Source organism: Methylobacterium adhaesivum, assembly GCF_022179065.1.
Lineage (GTDB): Bacteria > Pseudomonadota > Alphaproteobacteria > Rhizobiales > Beijerinckiaceae > Methylobacterium > Methylobacterium adhaesivum.
The window spans coordinates 301,162-321,659 of sequence record NZ_BPQD01000007.1 but is presented as its reverse complement, the minus strand read 5'-3'; the positions used below and the strand labels follow the sequence as shown (position 1 = coordinate 321,659).

The 20,498-nt window shown below is 69.6% G+C and carries 23 protein-coding genes; 9 read left to right on the top strand and 14 right to left on the bottom strand.

Annotated features, from left to right (window positions below; genetic code table 11):
• Positions 1-26: 26 nt before the first annotated feature.
• Positions 27-611, bottom strand: a complete 585-nt coding sequence (locus MFF01_RS08905; RefSeq protein ID WP_238224035.1) for a Uma2 family endonuclease — start codon at positions 609-611, stop codon at positions 27-29.
• 150 nt (positions 612-761) lie between these two features.
• Between MFF01_RS08905 and ruvB the strand changes: the two genes are divergently transcribed.
• The 6 genes from ruvB to tolB all read left to right on the top strand — a co-directional run bounded on the left by ruvB (position 762) and on the right by tolB (position 6,621).
• Positions 762-1,838, top strand: coding sequence for a Holliday junction branch migration DNA helicase RuvB (ruvB, locus tag MFF01_RS08900; protein WP_238224034.1), 1,077 nt, complete (start codon positions 762-764; stop codon positions 1,836-1,838).
• 35 nt (positions 1,839-1,873) lie between these two features.
• Positions 1,874-2,317: a tol-pal system-associated acyl-CoA thioesterase gene (gene ybgC / locus MFF01_RS08895; RefSeq protein WP_238224031.1), complete on the top strand. Its 444-nt coding sequence runs from the start codon at positions 1,874-1,876 to the stop codon at positions 2,315-2,317.
• Between the two features lie 190 nt (positions 2,318-2,507).
• Positions 2,508-3,224 carry a protein TolQ gene (tolQ, locus tag MFF01_RS08890; RefSeq protein ID WP_238224027.1) on the top strand — a complete coding sequence of 239 codons (717 nt, stop codon included), beginning with the start codon at positions 2,508-2,510 and terminating at the stop codon, positions 3,222-3,224.
• Between the two features lie 48 nt (positions 3,225-3,272).
• Positions 3,273-3,719, top strand: a complete 447-nt coding sequence (locus tag MFF01_RS08885; RefSeq protein ID WP_091968758.1) for an ExbD/TolR family protein — start codon at positions 3,273-3,275, stop codon at positions 3,717-3,719.
• Between the two features lie 13 nt (positions 3,720-3,732).
• Complete coding sequence (tolA, locus tag MFF01_RS08880) at positions 3,733-5,166, top strand: cell envelope integrity protein TolA (protein ID WP_238224025.1); 1,434 nt, start codon at positions 3,733-3,735, stop codon at positions 5,164-5,166.
• A gap of 132 nt (positions 5,167-5,298) precedes the next feature.
• A complete protein-coding gene (tolB, locus tag MFF01_RS08875; RefSeq protein ID WP_238224022.1) occupies positions 5,299-6,621 on the top strand; it encodes a Tol-Pal system beta propeller repeat protein TolB in 1,323 nt (440 codons plus the stop codon).
• 88 nt (positions 6,622-6,709) lie between these two features.
• Here tolB and MFF01_RS08870 read toward each other — a convergent pair whose 3' ends face one another.
• The 3 genes from MFF01_RS08870 to MFF01_RS08860 all read right to left on the bottom strand — a co-directional run bounded on the left by MFF01_RS08870 (position 6,710) and on the right by MFF01_RS08860 (position 10,930).
• Positions 6,710-7,282: a hypothetical protein gene (locus MFF01_RS08870; RefSeq protein ID WP_238224020.1), complete on the bottom strand. Its 573-nt coding sequence runs from the start codon at positions 7,280-7,282 to the stop codon at positions 6,710-6,712.
• Positions 7,283-7,470: 188 nt separating this feature from the next.
• Positions 7,471-8,703, bottom strand: a complete 1,233-nt coding sequence (locus tag MFF01_RS08865) for an MFS transporter (protein ID WP_238224019.1) — start codon at positions 8,701-8,703, stop codon at positions 7,471-7,473.
• Between the two features lie 49 nt (positions 8,704-8,752).
• Positions 8,753-10,930 carry a protein-disulfide reductase DsbD family protein gene (locus MFF01_RS08860; RefSeq protein WP_238224017.1) on the bottom strand — a complete coding sequence of 726 codons (2,178 nt, stop codon included), beginning with the start codon at positions 10,928-10,930 and terminating at the stop codon, positions 8,753-8,755.
• Positions 10,931-11,086: 156 nt separating this feature from the next.
• Between MFF01_RS08860 and MFF01_RS08855 the strand changes: the two genes are divergently transcribed.
• Entirely contained in the window at positions 11,087-11,872 is a 786-nt protein-coding gene (locus MFF01_RS08855) for a 3-hydroxybutyrate dehydrogenase (RefSeq protein ID WP_238224015.1), read from the top strand.
• A gap of 37 nt (positions 11,873-11,909) precedes the next feature.
• Here MFF01_RS08855 and MFF01_RS08850 read toward each other — a convergent pair whose 3' ends face one another.
• The 3 genes from MFF01_RS08850 to meaB all read right to left on the bottom strand — a co-directional run bounded on the left by MFF01_RS08850 (position 11,910) and on the right by meaB (position 14,021).
• On the bottom strand, positions 11,910-12,263 hold the full coding sequence (locus MFF01_RS08850) for a CsbD family protein (RefSeq protein WP_238224013.1): 354 nt from the start codon (positions 12,261-12,263) through the stop codon (positions 11,910-11,912).
• A gap of 70 nt (positions 12,264-12,333) precedes the next feature.
• On the bottom strand, positions 12,334-13,020 hold the full coding sequence (locus MFF01_RS08845; RefSeq protein ID WP_238224011.1) for a pyroglutamyl-peptidase I: 687 nt from the start codon (positions 13,018-13,020) through the stop codon (positions 12,334-12,336).
• A complete protein-coding gene (meaB, locus tag MFF01_RS08840) occupies positions 13,017-14,021 on the bottom strand; it encodes a methylmalonyl Co-A mutase-associated GTPase MeaB (protein ID WP_238224009.1) in 1,005 nt (334 codons plus the stop codon). Before meaB ends, MFF01_RS08845 begins: the two co-directional genes overlap by 4 nt.
• 262 nt (positions 14,022-14,283) lie before the next feature.
• Here meaB and MFF01_RS08835 point away from each other — a divergent pair, with 262 nt between their 5' ends.
• Both MFF01_RS08835 and MFF01_RS08830 read left to right on the top strand, forming a co-directional pair.
• Positions 14,284-15,315, top strand: a complete 1,032-nt coding sequence (locus tag MFF01_RS08835) for an alpha/beta hydrolase (protein WP_238224008.1) — start codon at positions 14,284-14,286, stop codon at positions 15,313-15,315.
• A 162-nt stretch (positions 15,316-15,477) separates the two neighbouring features.
• Positions 15,478-15,843 (top strand): hypothetical protein, encoded by a 366-nt coding sequence (locus tag MFF01_RS08830; RefSeq protein WP_238224005.1) that lies wholly within the window; start codon positions 15,478-15,480, stop codon positions 15,841-15,843.
• Between the two features lie 41 nt (positions 15,844-15,884).
• Here the strand turns inward: MFF01_RS08830 and flaF are convergent, their stop codons facing one another.
• From flaF to MFF01_RS08795, 7 genes are all read right to left on the bottom strand, one after another.
• Positions 15,885-16,244: a flagellar biosynthesis regulator FlaF gene (flaF, locus tag MFF01_RS08825; RefSeq protein WP_283207171.1), complete on the bottom strand. Its 360-nt coding sequence runs from the start codon at positions 16,242-16,244 to the stop codon at positions 15,885-15,887.
• Between the two features lie 541 nt (positions 16,245-16,785).
• Positions 16,786-16,935 carry a hypothetical protein gene (locus MFF01_RS08820; RefSeq protein WP_238224000.1) on the bottom strand — a complete coding sequence of 50 codons (150 nt, stop codon included), beginning with the start codon at positions 16,933-16,935 and terminating at the stop codon, positions 16,786-16,788.
• 93 nt (positions 16,936-17,028) lie between these two features.
• Complete coding sequence (locus tag MFF01_RS08815) at positions 17,029-17,343, bottom strand: hypothetical protein (RefSeq protein WP_238223999.1); 315 nt, start codon at positions 17,341-17,343, stop codon at positions 17,029-17,031.
• 120 nt (positions 17,344-17,463) lie between these two features.
• Positions 17,464-18,000, bottom strand: a complete 537-nt coding sequence (locus MFF01_RS08810; RefSeq protein ID WP_238223997.1) for a metallophosphoesterase — start codon at positions 17,998-18,000, stop codon at positions 17,464-17,466.
• A gap of 34 nt (positions 18,001-18,034) precedes the next feature.
• A complete protein-coding gene (locus MFF01_RS08805; protein ID WP_238223996.1) occupies positions 18,035-19,105 on the bottom strand; it encodes an energy transducer TonB family protein in 1,071 nt (356 codons plus the stop codon).
• Positions 19,106-19,124: 19 nt separating this feature from the next.
• A complete protein-coding gene (gene tolR, locus MFF01_RS08800) occupies positions 19,125-19,619 on the bottom strand; it encodes a protein TolR (RefSeq protein WP_238223995.1) in 495 nt (164 codons plus the stop codon).
• A gap of 166 nt (positions 19,620-19,785) precedes the next feature.
• Complete coding sequence (locus MFF01_RS08795; RefSeq protein ID WP_238223994.1) at positions 19,786-20,478, bottom strand: MotA/TolQ/ExbB proton channel family protein; 693 nt, start codon at positions 20,476-20,478, stop codon at positions 19,786-19,788.
• Positions 20,479-20,498: the final 20 nt, after the last annotated feature.

The following is a 20,498-nucleotide window of genomic DNA, read 5'->3' as shown; positions in this document are numbered from 1 at the left end:
CGGCGCCTCGCGCGCCGCGGGCTTTTTCAAGATTCGAACACGCTCCAGTAGACTTCGCTCAAGGGGAGCGAGGCCTGGATCGCGAAGAGGTCGAGGGCCGCGTCCATTCCATCGACCACCCGAAAACCGCTCCAGGCTCCGTCGACGCGATCGTAAACTTCGAGGTGTGGCCGGTCGCGCGCCACGAGGACATAGTGCTGCAAGGCGGGCAATTGCTGGTAGATCCGCCACTTCTCCAAGCGGTCCCGCGCCTCCGTGCCGGGAGAAAGCACTTCGATCAGCACCGTGGGATTGTCCACTGAGGTCGCGCCCGCTTCGATCCCGCCGCACACGACGAGAATGTCGGGCAGCAGCGCCGCGTCGAGGGGGCGACTCTTCATATAGAAGGTCTCGGCGAACGTCTGGCAGGACGATCCTTTCGCCCGGAAGCCCTGATGCAGGTGGCTCGCGATGTTCTGGACGATCCGACCGTGTTCCCAGCGTGCGCCGACCATCATCCGGACGACCCGGCCGCCGATCAGCTCCCAACGCTCGTTGCGCGGCTTGTCGGCCAGCAATTCCTCGAAATCGTCGAAACCCATCATCTCGAAATTCGCGGAGGCGTCGCCCATCGTGCGCATCCCTGGCGGCCACCCGCCGACGCCACCAATGTAGCGCGATCCGTGCCGGTGTGCGACATCGGCCCTTGAGAACAGATGCTGGACGCAAGGCCCCGCCGGGCCACTGAACGCAGGCCCCATCGGGCCACGCCGGGAGCCCGTGTGAGCAAGCCGCCGAAATCGCCGACCCTGCACCCGCTTCCCGACTCTCTCCTCACGCCGGAGCGCCGGGAGGACGACCTCGAATCGTCGATCCGCCCCTTGAGCCTCGCCGAGTTCATCGGTCAGCGGGCGGCGCGCGCCAACATGAGCATCTTCATCGAGTCGGCCCGGAAGACCGGGTCGGCCCTCGACCACGTGCTGTTCGTCGGCCCGCCGGGCCTCGGCAAGACAACCCTCGCCCAGATCGTCGCCCGCGAACTCGGGGTGAACTTCCGCTCCACCTCCGGCCCGGTCATCGCCAAGGCGGGGGATCTCGCCGCCCAGCTCACCAACCTCGAGGAGCGCGACGTGCTCTTCATCGACGAGATCCACCGCCTCAACCCCGCCGTGGAGGAGATCCTCTACCCGGCCATGGAGGATTACCAGCTCGACCTCATCATCGGCGAAGGCCCGGCGGCCCGCTCGGTGAAGATCGAGCTGCCGAAATTCACCCTGGTGGGAGCCACCACCCGCGCCGGCCTGCTGACGACGCCGCTGCGCGACCGCTTCGGCATCCCGATCCGCCTCGAATTCTACGACGTCGACGAACTCGAACTCATCGTCCGGCGCGGCGCGCGGGTGCTGGGCCTCGGCATGTCGGAGGAGGGGGCCAACGAGATCGCCAAGCGCGCGCGCGGCACGCCGCGCATCGCCGGGCGCCTGCTGCGCCGGGTGCGGGACTTCGCCATCGTGGCCGATGCGCCGACGGTGACGCGGGCCATCGCCGACCGGGCGCTCCAACTCCTCGACGTCGATCCGGCGGGCCTCGACGTGATGGACCGCAAGTACCTCACGATGATCGCCAAATCCTTCAATGGCGGTCCCGTGGGCATCGAGACCATCGCGGCGGCCCTGTCCGAGCCGCGCGACGCCATCGAGGACATCATCGAGCCCTACCTCATCCAGAAAGGCTTCGTGCAGCGCACCCCGCGTGGCCGCATGCTGACCCCGCACGCCTTCCGACACATGGGCTTTCCCGAGCCGCGCCGCGATCCGGGCTCGCAGATCGGCCTGTTTTCCGACGATCCGGAGGCGTGAGGGACCGTCCGCGCCTTGCCACAGGAGACCCGCCCTTGAGCGACATCGATCCCTCCGGCGTCCATCGCCTGGCCCTGCGGGTCTACTACGAGGACACCGACTTCTCCGGCTTCGTCTATCACGCGAGCTACCTGCGCTTCATGGAGCGGGGCCGCACGGAGCTGCTGCGGGGGCTCGCGGGCGATCAGTCCGACCTGCACCGGGACGCCGCGGGCCTGCACTTCGTGGTCCGCCGCATGGTGATCGATTACGCGAAGCCCGCCCGGATGGACGACCTCCTCGAGGTTCGCACCCGGACCGCGCAGATGAAGGGCGCCTCCATGCATCTCGCCCAGGAGGTCCGGCGCGGGGACGAACTGCTGGTCAAGGCCGAGGTGGTGGTGGCCTGCGTGCGCGACGGCCGGGCGATCCGCCTGCCGGACGCTTTGCGCGCTGCCCTCGGCGGACCATCGGATGCCAATTTCTCAACCAAACCTTAACCTTGATGCGTGCTTAAACTGGTAACCGAAAGGGTTTGCCGCACCGCAACCACGGGACGTCACGGCCCTTACTTTCGACAGATTCGCGGACCATTGAGCGTTGAAATACCTCACGGTTCCGGTTGAAGCGCGACGGCCGGGCCACCGGTTCGGCGGCGGCCCCGCACTGGGGTTTTGCAAGGATGCTGCGATGAACCCAGCCGACGCCATGCAGGCCATACCGGCCCCCGACATGACCCTGTTGGGCCTGTTCCTGCAGGCCCATTTCGTGGTCAAGGTCGTGATGGTGGGCCTTCTCGGCGCCTCCGTCTGGTGCTGGTCGATCATCGTCGACAAGACGCTGCTGTTCCGCCGCACCAAGGCCGAGATGGACGCCTTCGAGGAGGCGTTCTGGTCGGGTCGCTCACTCGAGGAGCTCTACCGCTCGTTCAACGATCGTCCGGCCGTGGGGCAGGGTGCCCTGTTCGTGGCGGCCATGCGCGAGTGGAAGCGCTCGTTCGAGGGCTCCGGCCGGCAGATCCAGAGCCTGTCCCAGCGCATCGACAAGGTTCTCGACGTCACCATCCAGCGTGAGGTTGAGCGCCTGGAGTCCCGCCTTCTGTTCCTCGCCTCCATCGGGTCGGCCGGTCCCTATATCGGTCTGTTCGGGACGGTCTGGGGCATCATGACCGCGTTCACCTCCATCGCGGCCTCGAAGAACACCTCGCTCGCCGTGGTGGCGCCCGGCATCGCCGAAGCGCTGTTCGCCACTGCCATCGGGTTGTTCGCGGCGATTCCCGCCGTGCTCGCCTACAACAAGCTGCAGGCCACCGTCTCGAAGCAGCAATCGCGGCTCGAGGGCTTCGCCGACGAGTTCTCGGCCATCCTCTCCCGCCAGATCGACGAGCGCCTGTCGCTCGTCGCCTGATGCTGCCGCGCTGAGGCTCCCACTTCCAAGCAAGACCGAGGGACGATCATGGGCATGGCCCACGGAGCGGCACAGGGCGGCGGCGGCCGGCGGCGACGCGGCCGGCGCCAGGGCGCCATCAACGAGATCAACATGACGCCGTTCATCGACGTCGTCCTCGTGCTGCTCATCGTCTTCATGGTGGCCGCTCCGATGATGACGGTGGGCGTGCCCCTCGACCTGCCGCAGTCGAAGGCCGGGCCCCTCAACTCCGACACCAAGCCCGTGACCCTTTCCATCCGCCAGTCCGGCCAGGTCTTCCTCGGCGAGGACGAGCTCGGCGACGACAGCATCGTGCCCAAGCTCACCGAAGCTTCGAAGTCCGGCTTCGAGGAGCGGGTGTTCGTGCGCGGCGACAAGCGGGTCGATTACGGCCGCGTCGCCCAGGTGATGGCCATCGTGACCGGTGGCGGCTTCAAGAAGGTCGCCCTCGTCACCGAGCCCGACCAGAAATAGCGGGCCCGCGACCGTGAAGCTTCCCTTCAAGCGCAATGAACCGGGCGTCTGGATCTCGGCGGGCGTGCACGTGGCCGTGCTCACGGCGGCGATGCTCACCGTGGCCGCCCCGGCCCTGCCCGACGCGCAGGAGGGCGTGCCCGTCGAGGTGATGACCGAACAGCAATATTCGGAGCTGACCAAGGGCGAGACCAACGCCGACAAGCCCCAGCCCGACGCCAAGCCCCGGGCCGACCGCAAGGCGGACAAGGCCGAGGAGCGGGAGCCCGAGAACGCCAAGGTCGATGCCCCCGCGCCCCCGAAGCGCTCGGCCGACATGAAGGTGGCGAGCGCCGAGGAGATGCCGCTGCGCGCCGACGAGCCCGATCCGGAGGAGGCGAAGGCCAAAGCTGCCGAAGCGAAAGCTGCGGAAGCCAAGGCCGAAGCTGCCAAGGCTGCCGAAGCCAAGGCGGCCGAAGCGAAAGCCGCGAAGGCCGAGGCTGCCAAGGCGGAGGCGGCCCGCGCCAAGGCCGAAGCGGCGGCAGAGGCCAAGGCCGAGGCCAAGGCGGCCGAAGCCAAGGCCGCCGCCGCTGCCGCCAAGGCCGAGGCGAAGGCGGCGGCCGTGAAGCGCGAGCAGCTCGCCCAACTCATCGAGAAGGAGGAGGCCGAGGCCGTCGCGAAGGCCGACGCCGAGAAGGCCGCGAAAGCGAAAGCGGAGGCCAAGGCGCGGGCCGACGCGAAGGCCCGCGCGGAAGCCGAGGCCGAGGCGAAGGCTGAGAAGGCCGAGGCCGAGAAGGCGCGCGCGGAGGCGAAGGCGCAGGCCGAGAAGGCCGCCAAGGCCCTCGCCGAGAAGGCGGCGAAGGCCGAGGCCGAGCATCAGAAGGAGGTCGCCGAGGCGGCGGCCAAGGCCGAAGCAGCGGCCAAGGCCAAGGCGGACGCCGCCGCCAAGGCGAAGGCCAAGGCGATCGCGGATGCCAAGGCGAAGGCCGATGGCGAGGCCAAGGCGAAGAAGCAGGCCGAACTCGCGGAGAAATTCAGTGCCGGCGACATTCGCCAGCTCCTCGCCTCGAAGGCGCCGTCGCAATCCACCGGCGCCACCGGCCGCGACATTCAGCGCACGGCCTCCCTCGGAGCCGCGTCCGGCAACGCGCCGCGTCTATCGCCGTCGCTCCGCGAGGCCCTGGTCGGCATGCTCCAGCAGCAGATCGAGCGGTGCTACGTCGCGCCTCCGGGCGCCGCGCAGGGCGTGATCCTGCCGATGCTGGACATCCGCCTCAATCAGGACGGGACCCTCACCACCGAGCCCAGGATCATGCGCGGCGGCGCCAACGCCGTCGATCGCTCCATCGCGGAGGCCGCGCAGCGCGCCGTCCGGCGCTGTGCGCCCTACAAGATCCCCGCCCAGTACGCGCCGTATTACAACGACTGGAAGGCCATCAACGCGGAATTCGAGTTTTCGCGAGTCTGATGCGCCGACCTCCCCCACCGATCCGGGCCACCCGCCCGTGCCGTGAACCCCTCCGCGCGACTGATCCGCGTCGCGCCGGACGGCATGGGTCGCTTGTCCCTATCGACCCCACCCGAGAACTCGGACCTCACCATGATCCCAACACCGATCCCGCGTTTGGCGCATCTCCTCGCCGCTCTGGCCCTGGTCCTGTTCGGCCTCGCCGGGCCGGCCCTGGCCCAGCTCAACCTGCGCATCGGCGGCGGTGCGTTCCAGCCCATGCCCATCGCGATCACCGACTTCTCCGGCGATCCGAGCCTGGGTCTGCTGGTGTCCAGCGTGGTGACGAACAATCTGCGCCGCTCAGGCTATTTCACGCCCGTCGAGAAGGCGAAGTTTCCCGAGGCCCCGGGCTTCGACGCGGTGCCGGGCTTCGACAAGTGGCGCGCGGCCAGCGTTCAGGCCCTGGTGACGGGTCGGGTCTCGCGCGATCCGTCGGGCAAGCTCAAGGTGGAGTTCCGCCTCTGGGACGTGACTTCGGGCCAGCAGATGACGGGTCAGCAATACGGCGCCGACACCGCCAACGCCCGGCGCACGGGGCACCTCATCTCGGACGCGGTCTACACGAAGATCACCGGCCTGGGGCCCTGGTTCGACAGCCGCATCGCCTTCGTGGACGAGTCGGGCTCCAAGGAGAACCGGCGCAAGCGTCTCATGGTGATGGATCAGGACGGCGCCAACGTGCGGGCCCTCACCAACGGCGAGACGGCGGTGGTCGCCCCGCGCTACTCGCCCGCGACCCAGGACATCGCCTTCATGACCCAGGCGACGGGACAGCCGCCGCGCATCCAGGTGATCAACCTCGAGACCGGCACCCGCCAGGCGGTGGGCAAGGCCGGCTCCATGAGCACGAGCCCGCGCTTCTCGCCCGATGGCCGGCGCCTCGTCATGAGCGTGCAGGAGGGCGGCAACGCCGACATCGTGGTGATGGACCTCGCCTCGAAGGCGCAGACGCCCGTGACCAACGGCAACGCCATCGATACCTCGCCGACCTTCTCGCCCGACGGCAGCCAGATCGTGTTCGAATCCGACCGCGGCGGCTCGCAGCAGATCTACGTGATGAGCGCGACGGGCGGGACCCCGACCCGGCTCTCGTTCGGCGAGGGCTCGGCGTCGCAGCCGGCATGGTCGCCGCGCGGCGACCTCATCGCCTTCACCCGCCAGCGCAAGGGGGGCTTCGCCATCTGCGTGATGAAGCCGGACGGCTCGGGCGAGCGCGTGCTCACGGAAGGCTTCCACAACGAGGGGCCGACCTTCGCGCCCAACGGCCAGTACGTGCTGTTCTTCCGCGACCCGGGCGGCCAGGGCGGCGGCAAACTCTACATGGTCGATATCACCGGCAAGGTGGAGCAGCCCGTGCCGACCCCGTCCTACGCATCCGACCCGACGTGGTCGCCGCTGCTGTCGGGTAAATAAGTCGCCCGCGGAGCGCGCGGCGGAGTTCGCTCTCACGCCGCGCAGCTTCGAAGCGTCCGGTGTCCGCTTCCATCCAGCGGATTCCGGATCAGCTGCGCTCGAAACCGGCCGTCCGGCGAACGAAGCCGAAGGGGGAGGTGAGCGATGCTCCGGCCGCGCCGGCCGCCGCATGGACTGCACCCGCCGCAGCCTGGGCGGCATCGCTCGCCGTGGTCAACAGGCCTCCTTCCGAAACGCCATCGCTTGGCTGTGCCACTGGTTGTGTTGCTCGTGCGAAGCCGCGCTGAAGCACTTCCCGATCGTTGGCGATCAGGGCCGGCAAGCGTGGGTCGGCCAAGGCGATGAGCAGCCCACCATCCTGAAACGTCATTTCCAGCACGGTCTGCGGATGCGCCTCGTCCGCTGCAAGCGAGGTCAGGGCCGTCGCTGCCAGCAGCGCCGTTCCGCTGAGATCCATGTTCGAGGCAAGGGCGAGACTGCCCTTGAGCCCATCGAGAATCTGGCCGCCCCAGTTGCGAGCCGCCGCGACATCGCCGTCGGCTTCCAGGGCCAGCAAGCTCTCGACAGAACGCTCGACGCCATCCGGACCTGTCAGGACACCCGCCCGGTAGGTCCCTCGCCCCTTACCGCAGTTTCCTGCAACCACCTTGAGATCGGCCATGGTGCTCTCCCACGCCGTTTCTATCGCTCCGTGCATATTCGTGTCCATGCACGGAAGCGCGGCGATACCAGAGTGCTTCACGGGGCGAACGGGCGATTTCGATCGGGCTGAAGCGATGAGACAAATGGGATTGTCCCTGAGGCGACAGGAAAGGCTTCGGTGAGGGATAATATCGATCCGCCTCTTCCTCACCCCACCGGCAGCAGCCGGTCTCGTGCCCTGAGCGCCGGAAAGATCCGTCCCCAGGCGGCGGCGACGAGCAGCGTCGCGACGCCGCCCAGCACCACCGCCGGCACCGCCCCGATGGCGGCGGCGAGGAGGCCCGATTCGAACTCGCCGAGTTCGTTGGAGGCGCCGATGAACACCGTGTTCACCGCCGAGACCCGGCCGCGCATGGCGTCGGGCGTCTCGCCCTGCACGAAGGTCTGGCGGACATAGACGCTGATCATGTCGGCCGCGCCCGTGACGAACAGGCAGGCCATGGAGAACGGCAGCGAGGTCGAGAGACCGAACCCGACCGTGGCGATGCCGAACACGCCGACCGCCTGCAGCATGCGCAGGCCGGCATGGCGTTGGAGCGGGTGATAGGCGAGGAGGATCGCCGTCAGCACGGCGCCGGCCGCCGGCATGCTGCGTAGGGCCCCGAGGCCGAGGGGGCCGACATGCAGCACTTCCGCCGCGAAGATCGGCAGCAGGGCGGTAGCGCCCCCGAGCAGCACGGCGACGAGATCGAGGCTGATGGCGCCGAGCACCACGGGATGGTCACGGATGTAGGTGAGGCCGGCGGACAGCGTCGCCCAGGTCACGGGCGGGCGCTCTGAGACGGGGGCGGGCCGGAACCGGATGGCGGCGACGAGGGCGCTGGCGAGCGCGAAGGCGAGGGCCGCCGCGCCGAACACCACGGCCGGGCCAAGGGCGTAGAGAAAGCCGCCGAGCGCCGGCCCGAGGATCGAGGCGCTCTGCCACAGCGATGCGTTCCAGGCGATGGCCGAGCCGAACAGCGGACGCGGCACCAGGGTCGGCAACAGGGCCTGAAGGGCCGGATTGGCGAAGGCGCGCCCGGTGCCGATGATCACCACGAGGGCGTAGATCGGCCAGACCGCGCCCGTACCGTAATGGGCGAAGGCCAGGAGTCCGAGATCGGCCAGGGCCAGGATGGCGTAGGCCAAGGCCGCCACCACCCGCCGGTCGTAGGTGTCGGCGACATGCCCGGTGATCGGGGCCGCGAGCATGGCGGGCAGGAAGCTCGCGAGGCCCACAAAGCCCAGCGCCAGGGCCGAGCGCGTGAGGTCGTAGACGAACCACCCCACCGCCACGGCCTGCATCTGGAAGGCGAGGCCCGTGAGGAAGCGGGCGGTGCCGTAGCGGCGGAAGTCGCCGTTGGCGAACACGGCCCAGCGCGGCGCAGTGGCATCGGTCATCGGGGCCGTGGGGATCGCTGCGGTGTCGGGGTGGCCGGCCGGGACAGTCCTACCGCTCCGGCGCGGTCAGGGCGGCGCTGCGCGGGGCCGCCGGCAGGGTAGACAGGGCATCCAGCATGATGCCTTCCGTGAGGATCTGCGGCAGCACCACGGGCGCGTCCTGCCCCGCGTAGAGAAGATAGAGGGGCACGCCACTGCGGCCGTGGCGGGCGAGGAAGGCGGTGATCTCGGGGTTCTGGTTCGTCCAGTCGCCCTTGAGGTAGGTCACGCCGCGTGCGGACAGCGCAGTGCGCACGGTTTCCCGGGCGAGGGTTGTGCGCTCGTTGACCTGGCAGGAGATGCACCAGGCCGCCGTCATGTTCACGAGGACCGGCCGGCCCTGCATCCGCAGGGCGTCGAGCTTGGCCTCGCTGAACGCTTCGGTACCTGCTGCGTAGGCCGCCGTGGCGGCGCGATCCTGCGACAGGCCGAGGGTAAGGAGGGTCAGGCCCGCAAGGGCCGCCGCCGCCGTGCCCCGGGCGATCCAGCTCCAGATCGGGCGGGCGTCGCGACCACGCTCCCAGGCCCAGGCGGCGAATCCGAGGAGCACGAGACCGAACAGGGCCGCGAGCAAGCCCGAGGGGCCGACCTGCTGGGCCAGCACCCAGACGAGCCAGGCGGCGGTGGCGTAGATCGGGAAGGCCAGCACGCCCTTCAGCGTATCCATCCAGGCGCCGGGACGGGGTAGGGCCCGGAGGGCCGGGGGCCAGGCGGTCAGCAACAGGAAGGGGAGGGCGAGGCCGAGGCCGAGACTCGCGAACACGCCCAAGCCCACGGCCGGCGCCTGCGTCAGGGCGAAGCCCACGGCCGAGCCCATGAAGGGCGCCGTGCAGGGGGTGGCGACCACGGTGGCGAGCACGCCGGTGAAGAACGAGCCCTGGAGGCCCGTCCGCCGGGTGAGGCCGTCGCCGAGGCCAGCAATGCCGCCGCCGAGATGGACGATGCCGGACAGGCCGAGCCCCATGCCGAACAGGAGGTAGGCGAGGCCCGCCACCACCACGGGCGATTGCAGCTGGAACCCCCAGCCGATTCCAGCGCCCGCGCCCTTCAGGGCGATGAGCAGCCCGGCGAGCCCGAGGAACGCCGCGAGGACGCCTCCCGTGTAGGCGAGGCCGTGGAGGCGCACGCGGCGGGGGGGCTCCCCCGAATGCCGCACGAGGCTGAGGACCTTGATGGACAGGACCGGAAACACGCAGGGCATGAGATTGAGGACGAGGCCGCCGAGTAAGGCGAGACCCACGGCGCTCCACAGGGTAAGTGTGTCGTCCGGCGCGGGGAGCGCCGGGACGGATGCCGAGGTGTCCGTCGCCGGGGCTGCTGCCGCAGGGCCAGCGATGGCCGGTGCCTCGCCGACGGCGTAGGCGCGCCGCACCGGGCCATCGGGCGTGGTCTCCTCGAAGGTCAGGACGCCGGGCAGGGAAGCCGGAGCCGGCGCGTCGGCATCGCCCTTCACCAGACCGAGATGCAGGCCCGCGGCATCGATCCGTACGTCCTGGGGAGCGGCGTTCTCGATGACGGTCTCGGCATAGGGAAAGAACGCCACCCCCGTCACGCCGTCGGCCGCGAGGTTCGGGGCCTCCGCCGTCAGGTCCAGGCGCGCCTTCGTGGCGGTGGTGCGCACCGGCCAGGGGGCGGGAACCGGCAGGGCCGCGCGGGCTCGGGCGAACAGCGTGCGGGTCTGTGGATTGGCGCCGGTGCTCGTTCCGGGCTGGGCCACCGGCAGGGTGACCTGGAGATCCGCCGTTCCGGGCACGCATTCCTGCTCGCAGACGAGGTAGCTCAAATGCGCCCGCAGGGTCACGGGTTTGCCCGGCGCCAGGGTCTCGGGCGGTGTCACCGCCACGAGCAGGACCGTCTCGCCCTCGTAGCCGAAATTCATGAGGTGGGCGACAGGGATGCGGTGGGGCGCCGGCCAGTCGAGGGCGCCGGCGGTGAAGCCCGCCGGCAGAGTCCAGGCGACTTCGGGCGGCAGACCGGAATCGCCGGGATTGCGCCAATAGACATGCCAGCCCGGCCGCATCACCATGCGCAGGCCGAGGCTGAACGGCTCGCCCGGGCGGATCGCGGCGGGCTCGGCCACGAGGCTCGCGGTGACGAGGTCGGACGGCGGTTTGAGGCCCTGCGCACCGGCCGATAGGCCGGTGAGACCGGACAGGGCGAGGGCCAGCAAGGCGAGGAAGCGGATCATGGCGTCCTTCGTGCGTCACCCCGTGACGATGGGGCGTCGCCCGTCGCTATAGCATGCCGCGCCCGGGCCGGAGCGCATCGACTTGCCGCGCCGCATCGGGCAGGATTTTTCGCGATGGACCTGCGCGCGGCCGCGCGCGCTTCGGGAGACCCACCCATGAGCCTGAAATCCAGAACCGCCGTCGTGACCGGCTCCACCAGCGGCATCGGCCTCGCCATCGCGCGCGGCTTCGCGAAGGAGGGAGCCGACGTGGTGCTCAACGGCTTCGGATCGCCCGAGGCCATCGAGGCGGCCCGTGCCGGGATCGAGTCGGAGTTCGGCGTGCGCGCGGTCCATTCCGCCGCCGACATGACGAAACCCGACGAGATCGCCGGATTGATCGCTCTGGCCGAGGAAACCTTCGGGGCCGTCGACATCCTGGTGAACAACGCGGGCGTTCAGTTCGTCTCGCCCATCGAGGATTTCCCGCCGGAGAAGTGGGAGCTCATCATCGCGCTCAACCTGTCGGCGGCATTCTACAGCATGCGGGCGGCGATTCCCGGCATGAAGACGCGCGGGTGGGGGCGGATCATCAACACCGCCTCGGCGCATTCCCTCGTGGCCTCGCCCTACAAGGCGGCCTATGTCGCGGCCAAACACGGCATCGCTGGCCTGACGAAAACCGCGGGCCTCGAACTCGCCACCCACGGCATCACGGTGAACTGCATCTCGCCCGGCTACGTCTGGACGCCCCTCGTGGAGAGCCAGATCCCCGACACCATGAAGGCGCGCGGGCTCACGGAGGAGCAGGTGATCAACGACGTGCTCCTGAAGGCCCAGCCCACGAAGGAATTCGTCACGGTCGATCAGGTCGCGGCGCTCGCGGTGTTCCTGTGCTCGGACGCGGCGAGCCAGATGACCGGCTCCAACATCGCCATGGATGGCGGCTGGACGGCGCAGTAGGCGTGCGCCGCCCCGGCGGGGCGGCGCCGTGCATCGCTCAGCGGCGGTGCAGGAGCAGGGCGAGGCCGTAGCCCACCGCGCCGGCCAGCATCAGGGCGATGAAAGGGTTTTCCTCGACGCGCGTCTCCACCGCGCGGGTGCCATCGCGGAAGTAGGCGCCGCCGCGGTCCTGGATCCGCTCGTAGGCGTCACCGGCATAGTCGCTCACGTTGTCGGCGACGTTGCGGGCGGTGTCCTTGGCCTGACCGTAGGCGTCCTGGGCGCGTCCCTGCGCCTCGCGGAAGCGGCCCTCGACGGAGTCGCCGTGAGATCCGAGGGCGTCGCCCACGGCACCCTGCACGCGACCGCCGAGATCCTCGGCGGTTCCGACGATGCGATCCGTGTCCACCATGATGCTTCTCCCAGTTGAACTTCGATGCGGGTTCGATGCCGCCGGGGCGCGACACGCCCGCATCCGACGTTCACAGAACGTCCGAGATCCGATTGGGCACCACGTGGTGCGGATTTTCCTCGGCCTTCGTTGGGCTAGGGTGAACGTACGGATGCACAAGGAGCGCGCGCGCCACTGCCACCAGGGCCGCCGCCAGGGCCTCGACGGGCGCCTTCCCGCGCCGCAGCGGGCCGGGTCGTCCGGCCCGGGGCAGGGGTGGAATGTGGACGAACAGCACGGGAATCCCCTCGGCCAGCCCCCGATAGTAGGCGGCGTTGCAGAGGTAGCGCCCGGCATCGTGCGACGGGATCGCCACGATACCGTGGCGGCGCAGGGTCGCGAGGGCCTTTACCGCGGCGCCAGCCTGCCGCTGGGCCGGACCGCCCGCCACGAGGGCCAAGCGCCGGGCGACGGAACCGGACGCGTCGGGAAACAGCCGGCTCGCCCGGTTGCGGGCCCGGAACTCGACCCGGACCCGCTTGGCCTTTCGCGCCACGCCGAGCATCAGCACGGCCGCCGGACCCTCGGCCAGGGCGGGGGCCAGGTGCGTCGGCAGCGCGCCGTAGCGCGTCGGCAGGATGAGGAGGCGGACGTCGCCCCCGGCGAGGCCGTGGCGACGGGCGAACGCCGCGAGGCGACGCGCCACCACGGCGCTCGGATTGACGGGCACGCCCGGAAACGGCCCGAACCCGGTGACGAGGAGGTTGCCCCGGCTCAAAGGCCGATGAGGGTGGCGATGGCTTCGGCCCCCGCGGCGGGGGATGATTCGCCACGCGCGACGCCGGCCTCGGCTTCGGCCGTCTGGCGCCGGACTTCGGCCGAGCCGACGAGGCGTTGATGCAGCCGCTCGTGCACGAGGGCCCACATCCACTTCACGTCCTGCGCGCGGCGCTTCTTGGCGATTTCGCCCGTGGCGGTGAGCTTGTTGCGGTGGTCGACCACCCGCTCCCACATCCCGTCGAGGCCCTTGTTGTTGAGGCCCGAGATCGTGACCACGGGGGGCGTCCAGGTCGAACTCGGTGCGCTCAGGATATGCAGGGCGGCGCGGTATTCCGAGGCCGCCGCGCTCGCCCGGCGCTCGCCCTCGCCATCGTCGGCCTTGTTGACGGCGATCATGTCGGCGAGTTCGATAATCCCCTTCTTGATGCCCTGCAGCTCGTCGCCGGCGCCGGGCAGCATGAGGACGAGAAAAAAGTCCGTGAGATCGGCCACCGCCGTCTCCGACTGGCCGACGCCCACGGTCTCGACGAGGATGACGTCGAACCCGGCCGCCTCGCAGAGCAGCATGGTCTCACGGGTCTTGGCCGCCACGCCGCCCAGCGTCCCCGACGAGGGGGAGGGGCGGATATAGGCATTGGGATCGAGGGCAAGGCGCGCCATCCGGGTCTTGTCGCCGAGGATCGAGCCGCCCGTGCGGGTAGACGACGGATCGACGGCCAGCACCGCCACCCGATGGCCGGCGGCCGTGAGGTTGGCACCCAGCGCGTCGATGGTGGTGGATTTGCCGACCCCCGGCACCCCCGTGATTCCGACCCGGATCGCCCGGCCCGTCTGCGGCAGCACGGCGTCGATGAGGTCCCGTGCCACGGCGCGGTGATCGGCCCGCCGCGATTCGGCCAACGTGATGGCGCGGGCGAGGGCCGCCCGGTCGCCGGCCAGCAGCCGGGTGCGCAGGGCGTCGATGTCGAGGGCGGGCGGCGGAGCGGAGGAGAGGGCCATGCCCACTTCTTGCCGGGCCGGCCGGCATTCGTCGAGGGGGCGCTGGCGTATTCAGCAGGGCATCGCACGGGTCGCCGCGCGGGCGCCGGGGCCGGCACCGGAGCCGCCCCGGTGTGGGGCGAGCGCCACAGAGGCGCCACTGCCCGCAATCCACACGGGCCACGGCCACGTTCGTGCCCCGCCATGGTCATGATCGTCCGCGACAGGTTAGCACCACGCGACGGCCGGTCCCCCGGCCCCATCTCCAGGGTTGTCAGACCGCATGAACCGCTCCATCCGGCCATCCCGTCGCAGCCTCGTGCGCCTCGCCGCCCTGATGGGCGTGGCGGCTCTGGCACCGGGACTGTCCGGCTGCGTCACCGAGGAGCTCGCCACCGGCTCGGCCGCCCCCGAGCGTCAGTCGAACATCGACGTGAGCCCGGTCCTCCTCGTGGCCACTACCCGCAGGCCCGTGGGCAATCCCCCGAAGAGCCCGTTTTTCAGCTCCGAGCGCGGCCGCGGCCTGAGCTTCGCCGAGGTTCGCCTCGCGGCGCCCGACCGGTCGCTCATCGGCAAGGTCTCCTCCGTCGTCACCGGGGATTGGGGCGTCGCCGCCGTGCCGCAGATCGAGACGGGGCCGGGGGCCGCTGCCGCGTTCACCCAGGCCGCCTTCGGGCGCGACGTCCTCATCTACGTCCATGGCTACCGCGAGAGCTTCCAATCGGCGGCGCTCAGCGCGGCCCGGCTCTCGGACGGCATCCGCTTCAAGGGCGCCTCGGCCCTGTTCACTTGGCCTTCGGCCGCAGCCACCTTCGATTACGGCTACGACCGCGAGAGCGCCCTGTGGTCGCGCGACGCCTTCGAGGATCTCCTGAAGACCCTGGCGAACTCACCGTCCGGTGGTCGCATCAACATCGTCGCCCATTCCATGGGGACGCTCCTCACCCTCGAGACCCTGCGCATGCTGCGGGCGGAGGCCGGCGAGGCGGCCATGGCGCGCATCGGCGCCGTGGTGCTGGCCGCGCCCGATATCGACATCGATCTATTCACCTCGGCCGTCGAGCGGATGGGACCCGACGTGAAGAAGATCACGGTGATCTCGTCGACCAACGACCGGGCGCTGGAGCTCTCGGGTGCCATCGCGGGTGGCGTGGTCCGGGCGGGTGCCGCCGACCGCGAGCGCCTGGAGGCCCTCGGCGTGCGTGTCGCCGACGCCTCCGATTACGGCGGCGGTCTCATCAACCACGACCTGTTTCTATCGAACCCGGAGGTTCAGGGTGTGGTCAAGCGCGCCATCGCGCGCGGCGGCGGCTGAAGACCCCTATCCCCAGGAGCGATCCGGCGCGGGATGGGCATGGGGATAGGGCTTGGCGTCCACGCCGTTGCCCCCTACACGGGCGGCGGGACCCAGGGCGGCGTCTCCCGACGCCGAGCGGCCGGCGCACCCTTGCGCAACGACGTTCGAGAGGAATTCGCGATGTTCACACTCGAGATCGATGGCGTGGCCATCGCCGTCATCAACGGCTCCGAGGAGGTCGCCCGCGATCTCTTCACCTGCGACGGCTTCAAGGACGACATCCAGGCCATGAAGAGCGACGGAAAGGTGCTGTGGAACGGCACCTCCCCGCTCAAGATCCGTGCCGCCACCGAGGAGGAAACGGAAATCTTCGAGGATGCCCTCGCGGAGGATGATTCCGAGGAGGACGAGCCCTTCGAGCCGGATGCCCGCCACGCCGAGACCGCCTCGAACGACGACGAGGAGGAAGACGACGAGGAGGGCGAGGACGATGCCGATATCGTGTTCCTCGTCGACATCGACGAGGATGCGGGCCTCGACTCCTAGAAGGTTATGACGACCCTCCTCCCCCGGGAGGAGGGACTCCTTCAGGACCGTAGGCCGGCGGCAAGGTTGTGATTGATGCTGATGAGGGCCGAGAGCTTGTCGGCCTCCGGCTCGATCAGCGTATCGACCATGCGGCGGAATACGAAGACCGAGAGCTGAACGATGCTGGCCTTGATGGGCTCGGGCAGCGGACAGTCCGGCTCTGCTGCGGCGCCAGCGATGACGGCCCAGACCTTCTGATTGAAGTTGAGCGCCTCGGCGAGCACGCCCTTCTGATTGTCCCAGTCGGTCTGCACGGTCTGGAGACGGGCGGCCGCCTTGACCAAGACAGCAGCTTCCGCCTCGCGCGGTGACATGCCCGCCTGTGAAACTCTCGCGTAGGCACTCGCCCCGTACGACATACTGCGTTCTCCCCGGACGCCGCGATGAGACTGCCACCGCGGTCGGGGAGGACCCTAGGCGTCGTATTCTTAACAGAGCGTGCTTCGGGCTTCGCCGCAATCATGCCGAGAACCTTGACCAATGAGGAACCGGCGATCGCGGGCCGGCCTCTTCCCGCGCAGCGATCGCGGGGTCTTCGGCGCAATGATGAATTTCGTCTTCGGTACGGTGGCGGGTGCGCTTCTGGCCTCTCTTATGACCATCGTCGCCGTGCGCCAGCCCACTATTCAGGCGAGGCTCGGCCTGTTTCCCGTCTCGACCGCTCCAATATTGCCTGCTGCGCGCACGCCGAGCCCTCACGTTGACGCGGCGAGCAGGCCCTGTCGTGCGCCTCGGGCTGAGGTCGGAAAGACCGATATGCTGTTTGACCGGAAGCGATTCTGGCTCGTGGCGCCCTGATCTGGCGCGGCAGGCACCTTCCGACTGTCGCACCCGATCCGATGCCACGGGACACACGGTCGTATAAAGGTGCCGGGCCGGGCGTTTCGAGCGCTCTGCTTCTCACACGCTGCTGAGCAGGAACATCACCATCGTGGTGGCGACCGTGGTGCTGAGGAAGCCGCACAAGGCCGCAGCGAAGGATGGACCAGTCCCCGCGCTCAGGGTGTTGGAGCCGAGGACGACGTCGGACGGGGTCGTGGTGGCGTTCATAGGACAATGACCTTCGGGGCCGCGAATGGCGCGCCGCTTGTTCGAGATTAGTGGAACGTTTGAAGCTCGAGCTGTGTGCGTGGCCGCACGCCCTCAGTCGCAGCGGTTGACCTTCTTCGCGATGCGAAGATTGCGGGACTCGCTGCGCAGGTCGATGGCGAGGGCGCCGGCGCCGCAATCCTCGAACGCGTCGCGGGCATCCGCGTAGCGGTCGCCGATTTCGTCGAGGGTGTCGCAGACGCGATCATGGTTGCCGATTCGGGCCTCTTCCCGGGCCTGAAACCGCAGGGCATTGGCTTCCTCGATCTTGCGCCGGCCCTCGAAACAGGCCGGAGCGGCAACAGCGGATCCCGCGGCCATGAGGGCGAGGCCGGCGGCGAGGAGTGGGGCGAAGCGAGTGTGACGCATAGGATACCTCGGCGGTGTCCGTCTCGAGGAACAGGGTGTGTGCAGGTGACGGGCGGTCTGTTCGAAGTCTCGGACAGGGTGTGCCAGTCATCCCGCGTTCATGCCCCAAGAACCTCCGACCTACGGCGAAGGTTCCGTGTTTCGGTTGCTCGCTTTCCGGGCACGGCGGGAGGCGAGGATTGCGGGGAGATCGACAGGCCTGAAGCCCTGTGCATCGACGCCGACATCGTATTGTTTCGGGATCGGTGTGAGCTTGGCGTGGGAATGACCGTGCAGATCGAGGGTGCCCCGGCCCATCCCGTTCCAGGTGCGGAAGGCATAGTGGCAGAGCACCAGGGGGCGTTCGTCGACGACGATCTCGGCGTAATGCCCGACACTCGCCCAGCCCGCCGCCCGCAGCGTCTCCGGCCCATCGTTGTTCCCGACGATGAGATGCTTCGTGCCGTTGAGTGATCCGAGCAAGTCGGCGATGCGGGCCGGTGTCGGCCTCAAGGCGACATCGCCGAGGTGCCACACCGTATCGTCGGGTGCCACGACGGCGTTCCAGTTGGCGATGAGGGCGGCATCGTGGGCGGGCAGATCGGGATAGGGCCGGCGGTCGATCCGCAGCACGCGCGGATCGGAGAAGTGGGTGTCGCTCGTGAACCAGACGGTCATGGCAACCCGGAGGGCAGGGGAGCGCCGCCCGGCCTCACCGGCCGGGGCTGAAGCGCAGGGGTACGGTGACTGCGAGGCTGCTGATCGTCACGCCGGCCGGTGCCGCCGGCAGGGAACCGCGCACGGTGGCCAGGGCCGCGCTGTCGATGGCGCCGACGCCGCTGCTGCTGGCGAGGCCCGAACTCAGGACCTGACCGGAGCGCGACACCGTAAACCGCACGACGGCGACGCCCCCGCTGGTGCCCGCCGCAGCATTGGCGTTCATGCGCCCACGGATCGCCGAGCTCAGCGCACCCTGCCAGGCGCGCAGCGCGTTCGCGTCGTTGCCGCCGGCCGCCGCACCCGTGCTGCTCTGGCGTGAGGCCGAGGCCGAATTCTGCCGGGCGCGGCCTTCGCTCGCTGCGGCGGCGGCACGGCGCGCGGCCTCCTTGGCGGCCTTGGCCTTCGCCTCGGCACGCGCTTCCTCCCGTGCCTCGCGACGTTCCTCCTCCCGCTCGGCCTTGAGGCGCGCCTCGCGCTCGGCCTTGCGCTTGGCCTCCCGCCGCGCTTCGAGGATCTTGGCTTCGTCGGGCTTCGGCTTCTCGACGGGCTTCGGCAGTTCCTGCGCCACGACGGCCGGCGGCGGCGCGAGGGCCGGCGCCTGCTCGCCCGTGGACGTGATGACTTGATCCTCCGGCGGCGGCTCGGTTGCCTCCGCGACGGGGGGCACCGGCGGCGCATCCGGCGGTTCGGCGACGGTGGTCGCCTCGGGGGCGATCATCGCCGTATCCGGCGGCGGGGGTGCCGTCGCTTCGGGCGGGGTCACCTCCGTGGTCTCGAGGGGCTTTTCCTGCTGCACCGTCTCCGGTGTCTCCACCGGATTGGCCTCGGGGGGCGCCGAGACGGAGGCCGCCTGCTCGGCCGGCGCCTGGGTGTCGGCCTCCGTCATCTGCGGCGCGAGGTCGATGGTGACGATGTTCTCGCCCGGGGGCGCCTTGGGCTGCGGCTCGAACAGGGTGAGGGCGATCAGAACGCCGGCATGCAGGCCGAAGGCGACGAGGAAGGCCGTGGCGAGCGTGGACGGGCCGCGCCGATCGGGATCACCCGTCGATGCCGAGGCGCTCATGGGACTGGCACTCATGGGACTATTGGGCCGTTCCGGTCGCGGGGGCTGCGGCGGGGGCCGGCGCCGACGGCAGGGCGCCACCCGGCGATTGGGCGATGAGCGAGACCTTGGTGAAGCCGGCCTGTCCAACGAGGCCCATCACTTCCATGATCTTGCCGTAGGGCACGTCGCGGTCGCCGCGCACGAGCATGACCTGGCCCGGATCCTCGGCGGCCAGGGCCCGCAGCCGTGGCAGGATGGTCTCGGGCGTCAGCTCCTCCTTGGCGAGGTAGGGCTTGCCGTCCTTGTCGATGGAGATCTCGAGGGGCTTCTTCGCCTGCGCCACCTTCTGCGCCGTGGTCTTGGGCAGCTGCACGGGCACGCCCGTGGTCATGAGCGGGGCCGCGACCATGAAGATGATGAGCAGCACGAGCATCACGTCCACGAGGGGCGTGACGTTCATCTCGGACATCGGGGCGTCGTCGAGGCCGTCCTCGTCGTCGCCGCCGCCGGAGCGGATCGATCCCATGGCCATGCGTCGCCCTCCAGGGCTTCCAGTGGGCGGCCGAGTGCGGCGCCGCGTCCTGCGTAAAACGAAAACCGGTCCCGAGCCGGCGCCCGAACCCATTGGGCGAGGCCGGTCGTTCCGTGTTCTGAGACCTCAATCCGCCCCGATCGGGGCGGCCGTGCCGGGGCGCGGTCTATTCCGCGGCGGCGGCTCGGCCGTGCACCGCCCGGTCGCGGGCGAGGCGGTTGCCGAGGATGCCGATGGACGAGACGAAGCTCGACTGCACGCGGCCGATGTCGGTGGTGAGTTTGTTGTAGGCCATGACCGCCGGGATCGCCACGACAAGGCCGATGGCGGTGGCAAACAGCGCCTCGGCGATGCCCGGCGCCACCACCGCCAGCGACGTATCCTGGCTCTTGGCGATGGACGAGAACGAATTCATGATGCCCCACACCGTCCCGAACAGTCCGATGAAGGGCGCGGTGGAACCCGATGTCGCGAGCACCGGCAGCCCCGACTGCATCGCCTTCAGCCGCGTGGTCAGGGCGGCCCGCATGGCGCGCTCGATGCGGTCGCGCCGCTCGGCCCGGGTTTCGGTGCTGTCCTGGTCACGCCAGGCTTCGACGGCGGCCGCCGTGATCTGCGCATCCATGCCCTTGCCCGACGATTCGAGGGCGCCGCCGGAGCGTACCAGGGCGTCGAATGCCTTGGCCTGTCGCTTGGCGGCGGCGATGCGCACGAGCTTCTCGAACACCACGGTCCAGCAGGCGATGGAGGCGACCACGAGCAGGATCATCACCGATTTCACGATGGGGTCGGCCTGAAGGAACAGGCCGAGGAACGACATGTCGTGGGAGACGCCTGCGGGCGCAGTGGTCGGATCCATGGGTATGTCTTTCGCTTTCG

What these genes read in the sequence shown, in the direction of transcription:
- MFF01_RS08905 (WP_238224035.1), bottom strand. Translation starts at nt 611, where the DNA reads ATGGGCGACGCCTCCGCGAATTTCGAGATGATGGGTTTCGACGATTTC.
- tolQ (WP_238224027.1), top strand. Translation starts at nt 2,508, where the DNA reads ATGAACCCAGCCGACGCCATGCAGGCCATACCGGCCCCCGACATGACC.
- MFF01_RS08885 (WP_091968758.1), top strand. Translation starts at nt 3,273, where the DNA reads ATGGGCATGGCCCACGGAGCGGCACAGGGCGGCGGCGGCCGGCGGCGA.
- tolB (WP_238224022.1), top strand. Translation starts at nt 5,299, where the DNA reads ATGATCCCAACACCGATCCCGCGTTTGGCGCATCTCCTCGCCGCTCTG.
- MFF01_RS08870 (WP_238224020.1), bottom strand. Translation starts at nt 7,282, where the DNA reads ATGGCCGATCTCAAGGTGGTTGCAGGAAACTGCGGTAAGGGGCGAGGG.
- MFF01_RS08865 (WP_238224019.1), bottom strand. Translation starts at nt 8,703, where the DNA reads ATGACCGATGCCACTGCGCCGCGCTGGGCCGTGTTCGCCAACGGCGAC.
- MFF01_RS08860 (WP_238224017.1), bottom strand. Translation starts at nt 10,930, where the DNA reads ATGATCCGCTTCCTCGCCTTGCTGGCCCTCGCCCTGTCCGGTCTCACC.
- MFF01_RS08855 (WP_238224015.1), top strand. Translation starts at nt 11,087, where the DNA reads ATGAGCCTGAAATCCAGAACCGCCGTCGTGACCGGCTCCACCAGCGGC.
- MFF01_RS08850 (WP_238224013.1), bottom strand. Translation starts at nt 12,263, where the DNA reads ATGGTGGACACGGATCGCATCGTCGGAACCGCCGAGGATCTCGGCGGT.
- meaB (WP_238224009.1), bottom strand. Translation starts at nt 14,021, where the DNA reads ATGGCCCTCTCCTCCGCTCCGCCGCCCGCCCTCGACATCGACGCCCTG.
- MFF01_RS08835 (WP_238224008.1), top strand. Translation starts at nt 14,284, where the DNA reads ATGAACCGCTCCATCCGGCCATCCCGTCGCAGCCTCGTGCGCCTCGCC.
- MFF01_RS08830 (WP_238224005.1), top strand. Translation starts at nt 15,478, where the DNA reads ATGTTCACACTCGAGATCGATGGCGTGGCCATCGCCGTCATCAACGGC.
- flaF (WP_283207171.1), bottom strand. Translation starts at nt 16,244, where the DNA reads ATGTCGTACGGGGCGAGTGCCTACGCGAGAGTTTCACAGGCGGGCATG.
- MFF01_RS08820 (WP_238224000.1), bottom strand. Translation starts at nt 16,935, where the DNA reads ATGAACGCCACCACGACCCCGTCCGACGTCGTCCTCGGCTCCAACACC.
- MFF01_RS08815 (WP_238223999.1), bottom strand. Translation starts at nt 17,343, where the DNA reads ATGCGTCACACTCGCTTCGCCCCACTCCTCGCCGCCGGCCTCGCCCTC.
- MFF01_RS08810 (WP_238223997.1), bottom strand. Translation starts at nt 18,000, where the DNA reads ATGACCGTCTGGTTCACGAGCGACACCCACTTCTCCGATCCGCGCGTG.
- MFF01_RS08805 (WP_238223996.1), bottom strand. Translation starts at nt 19,105, where the DNA reads ATGAGCGCCTCGGCATCGACGGGTGATCCCGATCGGCGCGGCCCGTCC.
- tolR (WP_238223995.1), bottom strand. Translation starts at nt 19,619, where the DNA reads ATGGCCATGGGATCGATCCGCTCCGGCGGCGGCGACGACGAGGACGGC.
- MFF01_RS08795 (WP_238223994.1), bottom strand. Translation starts at nt 20,478, where the DNA reads ATGGATCCGACCACTGCGCCCGCAGGCGTCTCCCACGACATGTCGTTC.